The sequence below is a fragment of the Kitasatospora sp. NPDC058170 genome (assembly GCF_042883905.1).
Lineage (GTDB): Bacteria > Actinomycetota > Actinomycetes > Streptomycetales > Streptomycetaceae > Kitasatospora.
Genome location: NZ_JBHVUV010000001.1, coordinates 112315 through 126987 on the forward strand (window position 1 = coordinate 112315; position 14673 = coordinate 126987).

Annotated in this window: 11 protein-coding genes; 3 read left to right on the forward strand and 8 right to left on the reverse strand. The window is 73.0% G+C overall.

The genetic code is table 11. From position 1 onward, the window contains the following. Window positions 1–27 precede the first annotated feature (27 nt). A complete protein-coding gene (locus tag ACFVVX_RS00495; RefSeq protein WP_387939755.1) occupies window positions 28–2625 on the forward strand; it encodes a ComEC/Rec2 family competence protein in 2598 nt (865 codons plus the stop codon). 89 nt (window positions 2626–2714) lie between these two features. Here ACFVVX_RS00495 and ACFVVX_RS00500 read toward each other — a convergent pair whose 3' ends face one another. Then, a complete protein-coding gene (locus ACFVVX_RS00500) occupies window positions 2715–3008 on the reverse strand; it encodes a hypothetical protein (protein WP_387939757.1) in 294 nt (97 codons plus the stop codon). Window positions 3009–3204: 196 nt separating this feature from the next. Here ACFVVX_RS00500 and holA point away from each other — a divergent pair, with 196 nt between their 5' ends. Next, window positions 3205–4200 (forward strand): DNA polymerase III subunit delta, encoded by a 996-nt coding sequence (holA, locus tag ACFVVX_RS00505; RefSeq protein ID WP_387939759.1) that lies wholly within the window; start codon window positions 3205–3207, stop codon window positions 4198–4200. Between the two features lie 69 nt (window positions 4201–4269). Here holA and ACFVVX_RS00510 read toward each other — a convergent pair whose 3' ends face one another. From ACFVVX_RS00510 to ACFVVX_RS00520, 3 genes are all read right to left on the reverse strand, one after another. Continuing rightward, window positions 4270–5160 (reverse strand): hypothetical protein, encoded by an 891-nt coding sequence (locus ACFVVX_RS00510; RefSeq protein ID WP_387939761.1) that lies wholly within the window; start codon window positions 5158–5160, stop codon window positions 4270–4272. 277 nt (window positions 5161–5437) lie between these two features. Then, window positions 5438–5707 carry a 30S ribosomal protein S20 gene (gene rpsT, locus ACFVVX_RS00515; protein ID WP_387939763.1) on the reverse strand — a complete coding sequence of 90 codons (270 nt, stop codon included), beginning with the start codon at window positions 5705–5707 and terminating at the stop codon, window positions 5438–5440. Between the two features lie 145 nt (window positions 5708–5852). Continuing rightward, complete coding sequence (locus tag ACFVVX_RS00520) at window positions 5853–6158, reverse strand: antibiotic biosynthesis monooxygenase family protein (RefSeq protein ID WP_387939765.1); 306 nt, start codon at window positions 6156–6158, stop codon at window positions 5853–5855. A gap of 279 nt (window positions 6159–6437) precedes the next feature. Between ACFVVX_RS00520 and lepA the strand changes: the two genes are divergently transcribed. Then, window positions 6438–8306 carry a translation elongation factor 4 gene (gene lepA / locus ACFVVX_RS00525; RefSeq protein WP_387939767.1) on the forward strand — a complete coding sequence of 623 codons (1869 nt, stop codon included), beginning with the start codon at window positions 6438–6440 and terminating at the stop codon, window positions 8304–8306. A gap of 139 nt (window positions 8307–8445) precedes the next feature. Here lepA and ACFVVX_RS00530 read toward each other — a convergent pair whose 3' ends face one another. The 4 genes from ACFVVX_RS00530 to ACFVVX_RS00545 form a co-directional block, all read right to left on the reverse strand. Next, window positions 8446–9510, reverse strand: coding sequence for an NAD(P)/FAD-dependent oxidoreductase (locus ACFVVX_RS00530; RefSeq protein WP_387939769.1), 1065 nt, complete (start codon window positions 9508–9510; stop codon window positions 8446–8448). Between the two features lie 58 nt (window positions 9511–9568). Continuing rightward, on the reverse strand, window positions 9569–10576 hold the full coding sequence (sigJ, locus tag ACFVVX_RS00535; protein WP_387939771.1) for an RNA polymerase sigma factor SigJ: 1008 nt from the start codon (window positions 10574–10576) through the stop codon (window positions 9569–9571). Between the two features lie 98 nt (window positions 10577–10674). Beyond that, window positions 10675–12573: an ABC transporter ATP-binding protein gene (locus tag ACFVVX_RS00540; RefSeq protein WP_387940627.1), complete on the reverse strand. Its 1899-nt coding sequence runs from the start codon at window positions 12571–12573 to the stop codon at window positions 10675–10677. Window positions 12574–12674: 101 nt separating this feature from the next. Next, window positions 12675–14408 carry an ABC transporter ATP-binding protein gene (locus ACFVVX_RS00545; RefSeq protein ID WP_387939773.1) on the reverse strand — a complete coding sequence of 578 codons (1734 nt, stop codon included), beginning with the start codon at window positions 14406–14408 and terminating at the stop codon, window positions 12675–12677. Window positions 14409–14673: the final 265 nt, after the last annotated feature.

Here is a 14673-nt window from a genome sequence, read left to right on the forward strand (position 1 = left end):
GCGCGTGACGGTGCAGCCCTCGCTGCGATGGCGGCCGCCGTGTCGGCCGCGCTCCTGCTGGTGCACTCGGCCCGACGACGGCGGCGCCGGGGAGCGGCCACGACCGTGGCCGCCGTCCTGCTCACGGGTGCGGCGGCCGCCACCGCCACCCTCCTGCACACCGCCGACCTGCACCGCGGTCCGCTGCCCGGACTGGCCCACGCCGCCTCCGTTTCCGTCCCCGGCGCTCCGGCGACCGCCCCGAGCGTGGGCGTCGAGCTGACCATCACCGGGGATCCGAGGGCGTCCACCTCCCGGTCCAGCGGTACGAGCGCCGGACAGGCCGTTCTCACCGTGGAGGCCGTGGTGGACCGGGTCAGCGTCCCCGACGGGCTCGCACCGGGAGAGACCGCGCCGGGAGGCGCCGCACCGGGAGGGACCACTGTCCGGACACGGACCCCGGTGACCGTCCTGGTGCGCGGCGCGGGTCTGGAGGCCTGGCAGCGGCTGCTCCCATCGACCAGGCTGGCCGTCGAGGTCCAGGTCCGCCCGGCGGGGGAGGGGTACGACACCGAGTCCGCGGCGCTGCTGCTCACCCACGGGCCGCCCCGGCAACTGGCGCCGCCGAGCCTGCCGCAGCGCATCGCCGGCCGGCTGCGGGCCGGTCTGCGATCCGCCGTCGACGGGCTCCCGCCGGACGCGCGGGGGCTGCTTCCGGCGCTCGTCGTCGGAGATGTGTCCCGGCTGCCCGACGACCTCCAGGAGGCCTTCCGTGCCACCGACATGGCACACCTGGTCGCGGTGAGCGGAGCGAATCTCGCGATCGTCCTGGGCGTGCTGCTGGGCGCACCCGGGCGGGCCGGGCGGTCCGAGCGCCGGGGCCTGGCCGGACTGCTCGGGCTGTCGCTGCGCACCACCGCGCTGCTCGGTACGGCCGTCACCCTGGCCTTCGTCACCATCTGCCGCCCCGAGCCGAGCGTGCTGCGGGCGGCGGGTACGGGCCTGGTCGGACTACTGGCCCTGGCCGTCGGCCGTCCGCGCCAGGCGGTGCCGGCCCTGTCGGGCACGGTCCTGCTCCTGGTGCTCCTCGATCCCTACCTCGCGCGGTCGTTCGGGTTCCTGCTCTCCGTCCTCGCCACCACGGGTCTGCTGGTCCTCGGCCCGCGCTGGGCGGACGCCCTGCGGGCCCGGGGCTGGCCGCACCACCTGGCGACCGCAGTGGCGGCGACAGCAGCGGCCCAGGCGCTCTGCGCGCCTGTCACCGTGGTGCTGTCCGCGCACATCAGCCTCGTCGCCATCCCCTGCAATCTGCTTGCCGAGCCGGCCGTGGCCCCGGCGACCCTGCTGGGATTCGCGGTCCTCGCCGTGGAGCCGGTCCTTCCGGCGGTGGCCGGCCTGCTGGCCGAGCCGGCCGGACTCCCGGCCGGTTGGCTGGCGGCGGTGGCGCGGCGCGGCGCCGAACTGCCCGGGGCCCGGCTCTCCTGGCCGACCGGCCTCCTCGGCACCGCCACGCTCGCCCTCGCCACCGTGGCGGCCTGCTGGGCGGCTCCGCTCCTCCTGCCCCGCCGGGCAGCGCCGTCCGCTGCCGCCGCCTCGCCGGGCCCGTACACGGCACCCGGGGGGTCTGCCGTACCGCTTCCGGTCGGCGCTCCGCCAGGAGGCGGCACGGCCCGGGCGGGGCGTGTCCGGTTGGGGCGTGTCCGGGCGGTGGCGGCGGGCCTCCTCCTCCTTGCCCTGCCGGCCGTGCTGCTGAGGCCGCCGCTACTCACCCGGATCGCGACCGGCTGGCCGCCCCCGGGGTGGCGGTTGGCGATGTGCGACGTGGGCCAGGGCGACATGCTGGTGCTGCCCGTCACCGCCTCCGGCGACGCGGCGGACCAAGGCGCCGCTGACGGCGGCCCGGACGGCGCTGTCGTCGTGGACGCCGGGCCGGACCCGCGGGCGGCCGACCGCTGCCTGCGCGACCTGGGGATCACCGCGGTCCCGCTGCTCCTGCTGACGCACTTTCACGCCGACCACGTCGAGGGTGTGCCGGGAGTGCTGCGCGGGCGGCGGGTCGGGGCGGTCGAGGGCACCACGCTGGACGATCCGCCGGGGGAGGCGGCCCGGGTGCTCCGCTGGGCTTCGGAGGCCGGTGTCCCGTTGACGCGGGCCGGGCGCGGCGAGCGCCGCACAGCCGGTCCGGGCCTCTCCTGGGAGGTGCTCTGGCCGGACGGTCCGGCGGCGGCCGACGCGCCCGGCGCCAACAACGCCAGCGTCGCACTGCTGGTCACCCTGGCCGGCGGGCTGCGGCTGGCCCTCCTGGGGGACCTCGAACCGCCTGCCCAGTCCGCGCTGCTGGCCCGCATCGGCCGTACCGGCCGCACCCGCGTGGACGTCCTCAAGGTCGCCCACCACGGATCGGCCCACCAGGACGCGGCCCTCGCCGCGTTCCTCCGCCCCCGGCTGGCCCTGATCTCCTGCGGTCGGGACAACCCCTACGGCCACCCCGCCGCCCGCACCGTCGACCAGTTGAGAGCCCTCGGTGCGACCGTCCTGCGCACCGACCAGTCCGGCGACATCGCCGTCACGGGCGGGACGCCGGCCACCCTGGGCGTGGTCGTCCACCCACTCGACCACCAGCCCGGGAGGGGGCACCGCGGATGAGCGGTTCGGCAGTGCAGACTCCGGCCAGCAGGAGCAGCAGGAGCAGCAGGAGCAGCAGACCGAGGTGCCGGGCAGCCCCCGGGTCGCGGTCAGCCCTCCTCGCGCCAGCCCTCGTGCTCGGCGGCGACGGCGTCCAGGGCGCGCAGGAGCCCGGGGGTCCAGCCGGTCTCTGGGGGCTCGACGACCACCAGCCACTGGGCGTCCTCGGCGTCGTCCTCGCCGGCCAGGGCGTCGCGGACGATTTCGAGTTCGCCGAGGTCGGGCTGGTCGGCGCTGAGGCCTTCGGAGGCCTCCTCGGCGGCGTCGCGGTCGGGCAGGACGAGAAGTTGCCGGGCGTGCGGGTCGAACTCGTCCACGTCGTCGATGGTGTGGTCTTCGGTCACCGGGTCATTCTCCCCGGAACCGTCGGCCGGCCCGCGCCCGGGTCCCCGCCCGGTCCGCGCGTCCAGGCCCCCGCGCCCCTGTGCCGGGTTCGCCTGGGCTTGGTTCGCCCGTGTCTGGTTCGTCCGTGCCCGGCCGTCGTCCCACCCGGGCCGGCTCGGGCGGGAGTGTCCGCACCCCGTGGGATGCTGGTAGGCGATGGCCAGGAAGAGTGCACCCGACGACCTGCTCGCCCCGCTGACCCTCGCGGTCGGCCAGGAGGAGCTGCTGCTCGACCGCGCGGTCGCCCAGGTGGTGGCGGCGGCGAAGGCGGCCGACGCCGACACCGACGTACGGGACCTCCCGCCCGGGGGCCTGCAGCCGGGCAGCCTGGCCGAGCTGACCACTCCCTCGCTCTTCGCCGAGCGCAAGGTCATCGTGGTCCGGGCCGCTCAGGACCTCTCCGCCGAGGCGGTCAAGGAGGTCAAGGCGTACATCGAGTCCCCGGCCGACGAAGTGATCATCGTGCTGGTGCACGCGGGCGGTGCCAAGGGCAAGGGCCTGCTGGACGCCGGGCGCAAGGCCGGGGGCCGGGAGGTCGCCTGCGCGAAGCTGGCCAAGGCGGGGGAGCGGCTGACCTTCGTCCGGGGCGAGTTCAGGACGCTCGGGCGCTCGGCGACGCCGGAGGCCTGCCAGGCCCTGCTGGACGCGCTGGGCAGCGACCTTCGCGAACTGGCGGCCGCCTGCAGCCAGCTCACGTCCGACGTCGAGGGCACCATCGACGAGACCGTGGTGGCCCGCTACTACAGCGGACGGGCCGAGGCGACCGGCTTCGAGGTGGCCGACCTGGCCGTCACCGGTCGGACCGCCGAGGCGCTGGAGCGGCTGCGCTGGGCGCTGGCCGTCGGGCAGCCGCCGACCGGTATCACCTATGCACTGGCCTCCGGAGTCCGCAGCATCGGGCGGCTGGCGACCACCGGGCGGAACATGCGCCCGGCGGACCTGGCCCGCGAGCTGGGGATGCCGCCGTGGAAGGTCGAGCGCGTCCGCCAGCAGATGCGCGGCTGGACGGGCGACGGTGTGGCCACCGCCCTGACCGCGATCGCCCAGGCGGACGCCGCCGTCAAGGGCGGGTCCGACGATCCGGCGTACGCGCTGGAGCGGGCCGTCGTCGCGGTCGCCCGCGCCTCCCGGGCAGGCTCCCGCCCGTACTGACGGGCACCGGACGCCGCCCCACCCGCCCCCCGGCCCACGCGGGCAGGCCGGGCAGGTGCACCCTGCCGGCTACGGGCCGCCGATCGCCTTCAGGGCGTCCCGGCCGTCGGACAGCAGCGACTGTCGGACGGTCTCCTTGTCGACCGGCTTGGGCCCGTCGTCGTCATAGGTCGCGGACCAGGCGAGCGAGAACGTCATGCCGCCGTCCCGGACCTGCAGTTCGTAGCGGGCGGAGTGCCAGGTCCGGCTCTTGCTGGTGGTGCGCCGCTCGTCGACGTAGGCGAGGTAGGCCTCGTCGCCGAGCCCGGGCACCGCGCTGATCTCGGCCTTGCGCTGCTGGAAGGCCGCCTTGGTGGCGGTGAACTCCGGCCCGGAGTCGACGGACTTGTGCAGGTAGGCGCGCATCTCGATCAGCGCGTAGTCCCAGTCCGACGACGTGGCGCCGCGCTTCATGTCTGCGGTGCACGACATGACGTCCATCGCGGTGTGCTGGGCGCTGTAGTGGTACGGGTTGGTGTCCACCATCGTGTAGAGCGCCTGGAACTTGCCGAGCTTCGACGCGGAGCAGAGGTCGTCCACGACGTGGTAGCCCCGGATCGGACGCGCCGAGCCTCCGGTCTTCACCATGCCGGGCAGGGTGAAGACCGCGGCCGCCCACCCCGCCGAGACGATCAGCGCGCCCGTGAACGCCCAGACGGCGTTGCGGCGCAGGCCCCCGCCCCGGCGGCCCGGCCGGTCGGCCCCCACCGGCGGCATTCCGGGCGAGGCCGGCAGCCCGGGAGGCGGTCCGAAGCCCTGGGCGCCGCCCGGCGGCGGCGTCCGGTGGGACTGCTGGTGTTGCGGCTGCTGCTGGTGCGGTGGCTGCTGCGGTGGCTGCTGCGGCTGGTGCACCTGCGGCGGTTGCTGCTGCGGAAAGCCGCCGAACCCCGGCCCGCCCTGCGGTGGCGGTGGCGTTGCCATACGTGGCCCCCCTGAGCCCTGTGGTCCTCTGGGCCCGCGTCCGCGACGGACGCGATCCCGATCGGTGATCGACCCTAGCGTTCGCACCGGTGAACGGAACAGGCGCCGCAGCCGCCCCGGGGAAGGGGCTTGCTGCGGCGCCTGCCGTACTGCTGTGTGCACCGCACCCGCGTGGCGAACGCAGGCCGCGTGCGGTGCGAAGTTCCTACTGCGCCTCAGGGGTCCGGGTAGAGGGCCGGTCCGTCCTGGGGCGGTGGGGTCGTGGACCCCGGGGGCGTCAGGCCTGGACGGCGGTGTTGACGCGCTTGGTGATCGCCGACTTCTTGTTGGCGGCCTGGTTGGCGTGGATGATGCCCTTGCTCACGGCCTTGTCCAGCGCCTTGGAGGCGGCGCGGGCCAGCACGGCGGCCTTCTCGGTCTCACCGGCGGCAGCGGCCTCACGGGCCTTGCGCAGAGCGGTCTTCAGCGAGGACTTGACGGCCTTGTTGCGCAGGCGCGCCTTCTCGTTGGTCTTGTTGCGCTTGATCTGGGACTTGATGTTCGCCACGAGGAGCCTCAGTCTTTTGTGTTAACGGTTTGAACGGGCTGCACCAGGCGGCCGCCGGACAAGCTGAGAGGGCATGCCGAGGGCCAGGTGCAGCGCCCCACGCTACCAGGGGCGCACCGCCCGCCCCAAACCGGCCGGGCCCGGATCAGGCGCCGAGCACCGGCTCGCCGTAGTGCTCGACCTCGGGGAAGGGCTCGTAGAAGCGGTGCAGCAGCTCGCGCCACCGCTGGTACTCGGTGGAGCGGCGGAACCCCTCCGTGTGGTCCTCCAGCGACTCCCACTCCACCTGGAGCAGGAACCGCGAGCCGCGCCCCTCGTCCAGGCAGCGGCGCAGTTCCAGCGAGCGGAAGCCGGACTGGACCGCGATCAGCGGCCTGGCCTCCGTGAAGGCGGCGAGGAACGCCTCCTCCTGGCCGGGCAGGACGTCCAGCAGCGCACTTTCGAGGATCATGGAGCGCCATCCTGCCCCGCCGGAACGCCGCGCAAAAGCCCCGGAGCGGTGCCCTAAGGGCCTCGGGGAGGGTTCGGAGCGGTGACCCGGCGGCCCCGGGGCAGCCTCCGGAGCAGGTTCGGGGCGGCCTCGGGACGAGCTGACCGGCGGCGCACGTCGAGCTCATGGGAAGATGGGAGGAACTATCTCGATCGGACGACTGTCCGGTCCCCGGGAAGCCGCGGTCAGCGATGATCCGGAACACCCCCGGCCCCCGGACCAACGGAGAATCGGACCAAGGTGCCCGCGACCCCCAGCAATGTGCCAGAGCCCAGCCGTACCGACCCGGCGCTGATCCGCAACTTCTGCATCATCGCCCACATCGACCACGGCAAGTCGACGCTCGCAGACCGGATGCTGCAGATCACCGGCGTCGTCGACCCGCGGCAGATGCGCGCCCAGTACCTCGACCGGATGGACATCGAGCGCGAGCGCGGCATCACCATCAAGTCGCAGGCGGTCCGCCTTCCGTGGGCGCCGAAGACCGGCCCGAACGTCGGCTCGACGCACATCCTCAACATGATCGACACCCCGGGCCACGTGGACTTCACCTACGAGGTGTCCCGTTCGCTCGCCGCCTGCGAGGGCACCATCCTCGTGGTGGACGCCGCCCAGGGCATCGAGGCGCAGACCCTCGCCAACCTGTACCTGGCGCTGGAGAACGACCTCACGATCATCCCGGTGCTCAACAAGATCGACCTGCCGGCCGCCCAGCCGGAGAAGTACGCCGCCGAGCTCGCCCACATCATCGGGTGCGACCCGGAGGACGTCCTCAAGGTCAGCGCCAAGAGCGGCCTCGGCGTGCCGGAGCTGCTCGACCACGTGGTCGAGAAGATCCCGGCACCGGTCGGCGTCAAGGACGCCCCGGCCCGCGCGATGATCTTCGACTCGGTGTACGACTCCTACCGCGGCGTGGTCACCTACGTCCGTGTCGTCGACGGCCAGCTCACCAAGCGTGAGCGGATCGCGATGATGTCCACCGGCGCGACCCACGAGCTGCTGGAGATCGGCGTCATCTCGCCCGAGCCGAAGGTCGCCGACGGCCTGGGCGTGGGCGAGGTCGGCTACATCATCACCGGTGTGAAGGACGTCCGGCAGTCCAAGGTCGGTGACACCATCACCTCGATGCACAAGGGTGCGACCGAGGCGCTGGGCGGCTACAAGGACCCGCGCCCGATGGTGTTCTCCGGCCTCTACCCGCTGGACGGCTCGGACTACCCGCTGCTGCGCGACGCCCTCGACAAGCTGCGGCTGAACGACGCCGCGCTGGTCTACGAGCCGGAGACCTCGGTCGCCCTCGGCTTCGGCTACCGCTGCGGCTTCCTGGGCCTGCTGCACCTGGAGATCATCCGGGAGCGCCTGGAGCGCGAGTTCAACCTCGACCTGATCTCCACCGCCCCGAACGTGGTCTACCGCGTGGTGATGGAGGACGGCACCGAGCACACCGTCACCAACCCGAGCGAGTTCCCGACCGGCAAGATCGCCGAGGTGCACGAGCCGGTCGTGCGCGGGACCATCCTGGCGCCGAACGAGTTCGTCGGCGCGATCATGGAGCTGTGCCAGGGCCGCCGCGGCAACCTCCAGGGCATGGACTACCTCTCCGAGGACCGTGTCGAGCTGCGCTACACCCTGCCGCTCGCGGAGATCGTCTTCGACTTCTTCGACTACCTGAAGTCCAAGACCCGCGGTTACGGCTCCTTCGACTACGAGCCGATCGGCGAGCAGACGGCCGACCTGGTGAAGGTCGACATCCTGCTGCACGGTGACGCGGTGGACGCGTTCTCCGCGATCGTGCACAAGGACAAGGCGTACAACTACGGCGTCATGATGGCCGGCAAGCTGCAGAAGCTGATCCCGCGCCAGCAGTTCGAGGTGCCGATCCAGGCGGCGATCGGCTCGCGGGTGATCGCCCGTGAGACGGTCCGCGCGATCCGCAAGGACGTGCTCGCCAAGTGCTACGGCGGTGACATCTCGCGTAAGCGCAAGCTGCTGGAGAAGCAGAAGGAAGGCAAGAAGCGGATGAAGATGGTCGGCCGCGTGGAGGTCCCGCAGGAGGCCTTCATCGCCGCGCTGTCCACCGACGCCGAGGCGCCGAAGGAAAAGAAGTAAAGAGCAGTAGCGAAGTGCGGAAGTAGCACCGGTCCGAGGGGCCCGGGGGTCGACGCCCCCGGGCCCCTCGGGCGTCCCGGCACCCGCGCCGACGGCCACCCGCCCCGACCGGCACCTGCCCCGATCGGCACCCGGTCTCTCAGCGCAGGGCCGAGACCACGCCGCCGACGATGGCCGCCTTGGCCAGCCGCCCGACCGGGCCGGTGAACACGGTGGGCCGCATCGAGTCGTCCCCGTGGATCAGCTGCAGCAGCCCGTCCCGGCGCCCGAGGCTCAGGCACTGCACGGCGTACCGGTAGGCGAAGGGCCTGTCGGTACGCCCGGCGAGCACCCGGCCGAGGTACCGGCCCATCGGCTGGGCGGTGGCGCAGCCCATCCGCAGGGTGCCGGTGCCGGGGACGGTCACCTCGGCGGCGTCGCCGATCACGTACACCTCGGGGTGCGAGACCGAACGCAGGTGGCCGTCGACGATCGCGCGGCCGTCCGCGGCGACCGCCAGGCCGGCCTCGGCGGCCAGCGGGTGGGGGTCCATGGCGGCCGCCCAGGCCACCACGTCGGCCGGGATCCGGCCCCGCCCGGTGGTCAGCCCCTCCGGGTCGACCCCGGTGACCGCGCTCTGCTCGTGCACGTCGACCCCGAGCCGCTCCAGGACCCGCAGGACGTGGCCCCGGCCCTTCGCCGAGAACCAGCCGCCCACCTGGCCGGCCGCGACGATCCGCACCCGCCAACCGGGGTGGGCCTCGGCGAGTTCGGCGGCCAGTTCGATGCCGGTGGCGCCGCCGCCGACCACGGCGACCGTCCCGGGCACCCCGGTGCGCAGCCGCTCGCTCAGTTCGGCGGCCCGCTCGGCGGGGTAGGCGTGCTCGGCGGCGCCGGGGACGCCGTGCCAGGCGGTCCGGCTGCCGAGGGCGTACACCAGGGTGTCGTACGGGAGGGCCTCGCCGGTGTCCAGGAAGACCTTGCGGGCGGTCGGGTCCAGTGCGGTGGCCCGGGCCCGGACGTGGTGCACACCGCGGCCGCGGACCAGCTCGGCCAGCGCGGGCCGGTGCTCGGGGTGGCCGGCGGCGGTCTCGTGCTGGCGGATCCGGTGCAGGAAACGGGCCTCGGGAGCGATCAGGGTCACCCGGTGGTGCCGGCCGGCCCGGGTGGCAGCGGTCAGCCCCGCGTAGCCGGCACCCAGTACGACGATCTGCTTCTCGGTCATGTCGTCCGCCTCCTTCGCCGCGCTCTGCGCGCGTTCGGGAAGGGGACGACGCAGCCGGTCAGGGTGTGACGGTGACCTGCGTCACGCGGGTCAGCTTCTCGGGGTTGACCACCACGAACGCCTCGGTGATCCGGCCGTCGGTGACGGTGAAGGCCAGCACCGCGCCGACCACGCCGTCGGCTTGGTGCCAGAGCAGGCCGGGCTCGCCGTTGACCAGCGCGAAGCCGATGCCGACACCGGGGGTGAACCACTTCGCGACCAGGCCGGCCACCATCCGGGAGACCTTGTCCGCGCCGACCACCGGGCGGGCGCCGGCGGTGACGATGCCGCCGCCGTCGGAGTGCCAGACCACGTCCGGGTCGAGGACGGCCAGCAGGCCCTCGATGTCCCCGCGGGCGGTGGCGGCGGCGAAGGCCTGGACGGCCTGCCGGTGCTCGGCCGGGTCGGCGGTGGCCCGCCGGCCGCCGTCCTTCACCCGTCGCCGGGCCCGGGAGGCCAGCTGGCGGGTGGCCTCGGGGGTGCGCTCCAGGGTGGCGGCGATCTCGTCGAAGCCGACCGCGAAGACGTCGTGCAGGACGAACGCGGCGCGTTCGGCGGGGGTGAGCTGCTCCAGGACGGCGAGCAGGGCCAGCGAGACCGACTCCCCGCGTTCGGCCAGCTCGGCGGGGGAGGCGGGGGAGTCCGCGTAGGAGACGGCCGGCTCGGGAAGCCACTCGCCCCAGTAGGACTCCCGGCGGGCCCGGGCCGAGCCCAGCTGGTCGTAGCAGAGCCGGGTGACGACGGTGGTCAGGAAGGCCCGCGGGTCGGCGACCCGGGAGCGGTCGGCGGTGCGCCAGCGCAGCCACGCCTCCTGCAGCACGTCCTCGGCGTCGGTGAACGAGCCCAGCAGGCGGTAGGCGACCGAGCCCAGGTAGCGCCGGTTCACCTCGAACGCGTCCGGCTCCCAGCCCACTGCCTGCTCGGGCACCGTGTCCGCCGTGTCCGCCGTGTCCGCCGTGTCCGCCGCGGCGGACACGGCGGCGGGGTCGGCGGGGTCGGCCGGGTCGGCTGAGAGGTCGTCACTCACCCGACCCACGGTAGCGGCCGGGGCCGGAGGACGGACAGCCGGAGCGGGGGCCGTGCCGACCGGCCCTCCGCTCCGGCTCCGCCGGACGGCGCGGCCGCTCAGTCGACCTCGGCCACGGCCTCGGCGAACTGGGCCTGGTAGAGCCGGGCGTACGCGGCGTCGGCGGCGATCAGCTCGTCGTGCGTGCCCTGCTCGACGATCGACCCGTTCTCCATCACCAGGATCACGTCGGCGTCCCGGATGGTGGAGAGCCGGTGGGCGATCACGAAGCTGGTCCGGCCGGTGCGCAGCCGGGCCATCGCGCGCTGGATCAGGACCTCGGTCCGGGTGTCGACCGAGCTGGTCGCCTCGTCCAGGACGAGGATCGACGGCTGGGCCAGGAAGGCCCGGGCGATGGTGATCAGCTGCTTCTCGCCCGCGCTGACGCCGGAGCCCTCGTCGTCGATCCTGGTGTCGTAGCCGTCCGGCAGGGTCCGCACGAAGCGGTCCACGTGCGCGGCCTTGGCCGCCTCGACCACCTGCTCGCGGGTGGCGCCCTCGGCGCCGTACGCGATGTTGTCGGCGATGGTGCCGCCGAACAGCCAGGTGTCCTGGAGGACCATGCCGATGCCGGAGCGCAGCTCCTCGCGGGACATCGCGGCCACGTCCACCCCGTCCAGGGTGATCCGCCCGCCGCTGACCTCGTAGAACCGCATCAGCAGGTTGACCATGGTGGTCTTGCCGGCGCCGGTCGGGCCGACGATGGCGACGGTCTGCCCGGGTTCGACCTTCAGCGAGAGGTCCTCGATCAGCGGTGTGCCGGGGTCGTAGCGGAAGACCACGTCCTGGAAGGCGACCCGGCCGCGGATGGTGTCCGGGCGCTCGGGCATGGCCGGCTCGGGGGTCTGCTCGGGCGCGTCCAGCAGTTCGAAGACGCGCTCGGCGGAGGCGACGCCGGACTGCACCAGGTTGGCCATGCTGGCGACCTGGGTGAGCGGCTGGCTGAACTGCCGCGAGTACTGGATGAACGCCTGCACGTCGCCGATCGACAGCGCGCCGCTCGCCACCCGCAGGCCGCCGACCACGGCGACCAGCACGTACTGCAGGTTGCCGATCAGCATCATCGCGGGCTGGATGATCCCGGAGATGAACTGGGCCCGGAAGCTGGCGGTGAACAGCGCCTCGTTGTGCTCGGCGAAGACCGCCGCGGACTCCTTCTGCCGGCCGAAGACCTTCACCAGGTTGTGCCCGGTGTACATCTCCTCGATGTGCGCGTTGAGCTGGCCGGTGGACTTCCACTGCTGGACGAACTGGGGCTGCGCCCGCTTGCCGACCCTGGTCGCCACGACCACCGACAGCGGCACCGAGACCAGGGCGATCAGCGCCAGCAGCGGTGAGATCCAGAACATCATGGCGAGCACGCCGACCACGGTGAGCAGCGAGTTCACCACCTGGCCCATGGTCTGTTGCATGGACTGGCCGATGTTGTCGATGTCGTTGGTGACCCGGCTGAGCACCTCGCCGCGCGGCTGCTTGTCGAAGTAGCTGAGCGGCAGCCGGGCGAGCTTGGCCTCGACGTCCCTGCGCAGCCGGTAGCCGGCCCGCTGGATCGCCTTGGTGGCGAGCCGGCCCTGGACGATGCCCAGCACGGCGGAGGCGAGGTAGATCACCAGGACCCAGAGCAGCACGGTGCCGATGGCGTCGAAGTCCATCGTCACGCCGGGGGTGAAGTCGATCGAGTCGAGCAGGTCGGCGGTGCCGCCGTCGCCGTGCGCGCGCAGCCCCTCGACGGCCTGCTGCTTGGTGGTGCCGGGCTCGAACTTGCCGCCGACCACGCCGGCGAAGATCAGGTCGGTGGCGTCGCCGAGGACCTTGGGGCCGACCACGGCGGCGCCGATGCTGAGCACGCCCAGCCCCAGCACCGCGGCGATCAGGGCGCGTTCCGGGCGCAGCAGCTTGAGCACCCGCTTGCCGGAGCCCTTGAAGTCCATGGACTTCTCGGTGCCCTGGCCGCCCATGAACCGGCCGGGGCCGGCCGGGCCGCGCCGGGCGGCGGCGGCCTGGGAGTCACTGGGCACCTCGCCGGCCGCGGCCTTCCCGGGTGCCTTCTTCGGCGTGCTCACGCCGCCTCCTGTTCGGTGAGCTGGGAGAGGACGATCTCCCGGTAGGTCGGGTTGTCGGCCATCAGCTCGGTGTGGGTGCCGCTGCCGACCACCGCGCCCTCGTCCAGGACGATGATCCGGTGGGCGTCGCGGATGGTGGAGACGCGCTGGGCGACGATCAGGACGGTGGCGTCGGAGGTCTCCCGGGCGAGTGCCTTGCGCAGCCTGGCGTCGGTGGCGTAGTCGAGTGCGGAGAACGAGTCGTCGAAGAGGTAGACGCCGGGCTTGCGGACCAGCGCGCGGGCGATCGCCAGGCGCTGGCGCTGGCCGCCGGAGACGTTGCCGCCGCCCTGGGCGATGGGCGCGTCCAGGCCCTCGGGGAGGCGCTCGACGAACTCCTTGGCCTGGGCGACCTCCAGGGCGTGCCAGAGCTCCTCGTCGGTGGCCTCGGGCCGGCCGTAGCGCAGGTTGCTGGCGACCGTGCCGGAGAACAGGTAGGGCTTCTGCGGGATGAGGCCGACCGTCTCGGCGATCGTCTCGGGGGCGAGGTCGCGCACGTCCACGCCGTCCAGCAGGACCTGGCCGGCGGTGGCGTCGAACAGCCGCGGGACGAGGCCGAGCAGGGTGGACTTGCCGCTGCCGGTGGAGCCGATCACGGCGGTGGTCTCGCCGGGGCGGGCGGTGATGGCGATGCCGCGCAGCACCGAGGCCTCGGCGCCCGGGTAGCGGAACTCGACGTCGCGCAGCTCCAGGTTGCCCCGGCGCAGCACCTCGGTGACGGGTGCGGACGGCGGTACGACGCTGGAGCGGGTGTCCAGCACCTCCTGGATGCGCTCGGCGCAGACCTCGGCGCGCGGCACCATCATGAACATGAAGGTGGCCATCATGACGCTCATCAGGATCTGCATCAGGTAGGAGAGGAAGGCGGTCAGCGCGCCGATCTGCATCCCGCCGCTGTCGATCCGCTGGGCGCCGAACCACAGGACGGCGACGCTGGAGACGTTCACCACCAGCATCACGGTGGGGAACATGAAGGCCATCAGCCGGCCGACCCGCAGCGAGACGTCGGTCAGTTCGCCGTTGGCCCCGGCGAAGCGGGCCTGCTCGTGGTCGTCCTTGACGAAGGCGCGGATGACCCGGATGCCGGTGATCTGCTCGCGCAGGATCCGGTTCACCGTGTCGATCCGCTCCTGCATGCTGCGGAAGCTCGGGCGCAGCGCCCGGACCAGCAGGATGACCACGATGCCGAGCAGCGGGATCACGGCCAGCAGCAGGCCGGAGAGCGGGACGTCCTGGTTGAGCGCCATGATGATGCCGCCGACGCACATGATCGGCGCGGCGACCATCAGGGTGAAGCTCATCAGGGCCAGCATCTGGACCTGCTGGACGTCGTTGGTGGTCCGGGTGATCAGCGAGGGGGCGCCGAACTGGCCGACCTCGCGGGCGGAGAAGCTCTGCACCCGGCCGAAGACGGCGGCCCGGACGTCCCGGCCGAACGCCATGGCGGTCCGGGCGCCGTAGTAGACGGCGCAGACCGAGCACACGGCCTGGACGAGGGTGACGCCGATCATCACCCCGCCCACGCGCAGGATGTAGCCGGTGTCCCCCTTGGTCACCCCGTCGTCGATGATGTCGGCGTTGAGTGTGGGCAGGTAGAGCGCCGCGAGGGTGGATACGAGCTGGAGCAGTACCAGCACGGTGATCGGGCGGGAGTAGGGGCGCAGGTACGCCCTGAGCAGTCTGATCAGCACTGGCACACTCTTGTCGTCGGCGGTGGGGTTCGCACCCCGATTCTCGTTCTTTGGTGGACTCGCACAGGTGATTCCGGTGCTGCGAGCCGGATGTTTGTCCAGTCCTTTGCCGAACGGCCCGGCGGGGCGCGGTCGGCGCCGAGTCGGGCCGTGTGGTGGGGCCCGGCGCCTGCTGCACTGGCCCCGTACCGCCGTGCCAGCCTGCCAGACCCCCTTACGGAATGGCCGGTTTCCCAATAGGCTGCTGATTGCCCCCTTGTTACTC

Excerpts from the sequence above, each read along its gene's own strand:
- ACFVVX_RS00495 (WP_387939755.1), top strand. The coding sequence starts at position 28 with ATGGCGGCCGCCGTGTCGGCCGCGCTCCTGCTGGTGCACTCGGCCCGA.
- holA (WP_387939759.1), top strand. The coding sequence starts at position 3,205 with ATGGCCAGGAAGAGTGCACCCGACGACCTGCTCGCCCCGCTGACCCTC.
- ACFVVX_RS00510 (WP_387939761.1), bottom strand. The coding sequence starts at position 5,160 with ATGGCAACGCCACCGCCACCGCAGGGCGGGCCGGGGTTCGGCGGCTTT.
- ACFVVX_RS00520 (WP_387939765.1), bottom strand. The coding sequence starts at position 6,158 with ATGATCCTCGAAAGTGCGCTGCTGGACGTCCTGCCCGGCCAGGAGGAG.
- ACFVVX_RS00530 (WP_387939769.1), bottom strand. The coding sequence starts at position 9,510 with ATGACCGAGAAGCAGATCGTCGTACTGGGTGCCGGCTACGCGGGGCTG.
- ACFVVX_RS00540 (WP_387940627.1), bottom strand. The coding sequence starts at position 12,573 with ATGGGCGGCCAGGGCACCGAGAAGTCCATGGACTTCAAGGGCTCCGGC.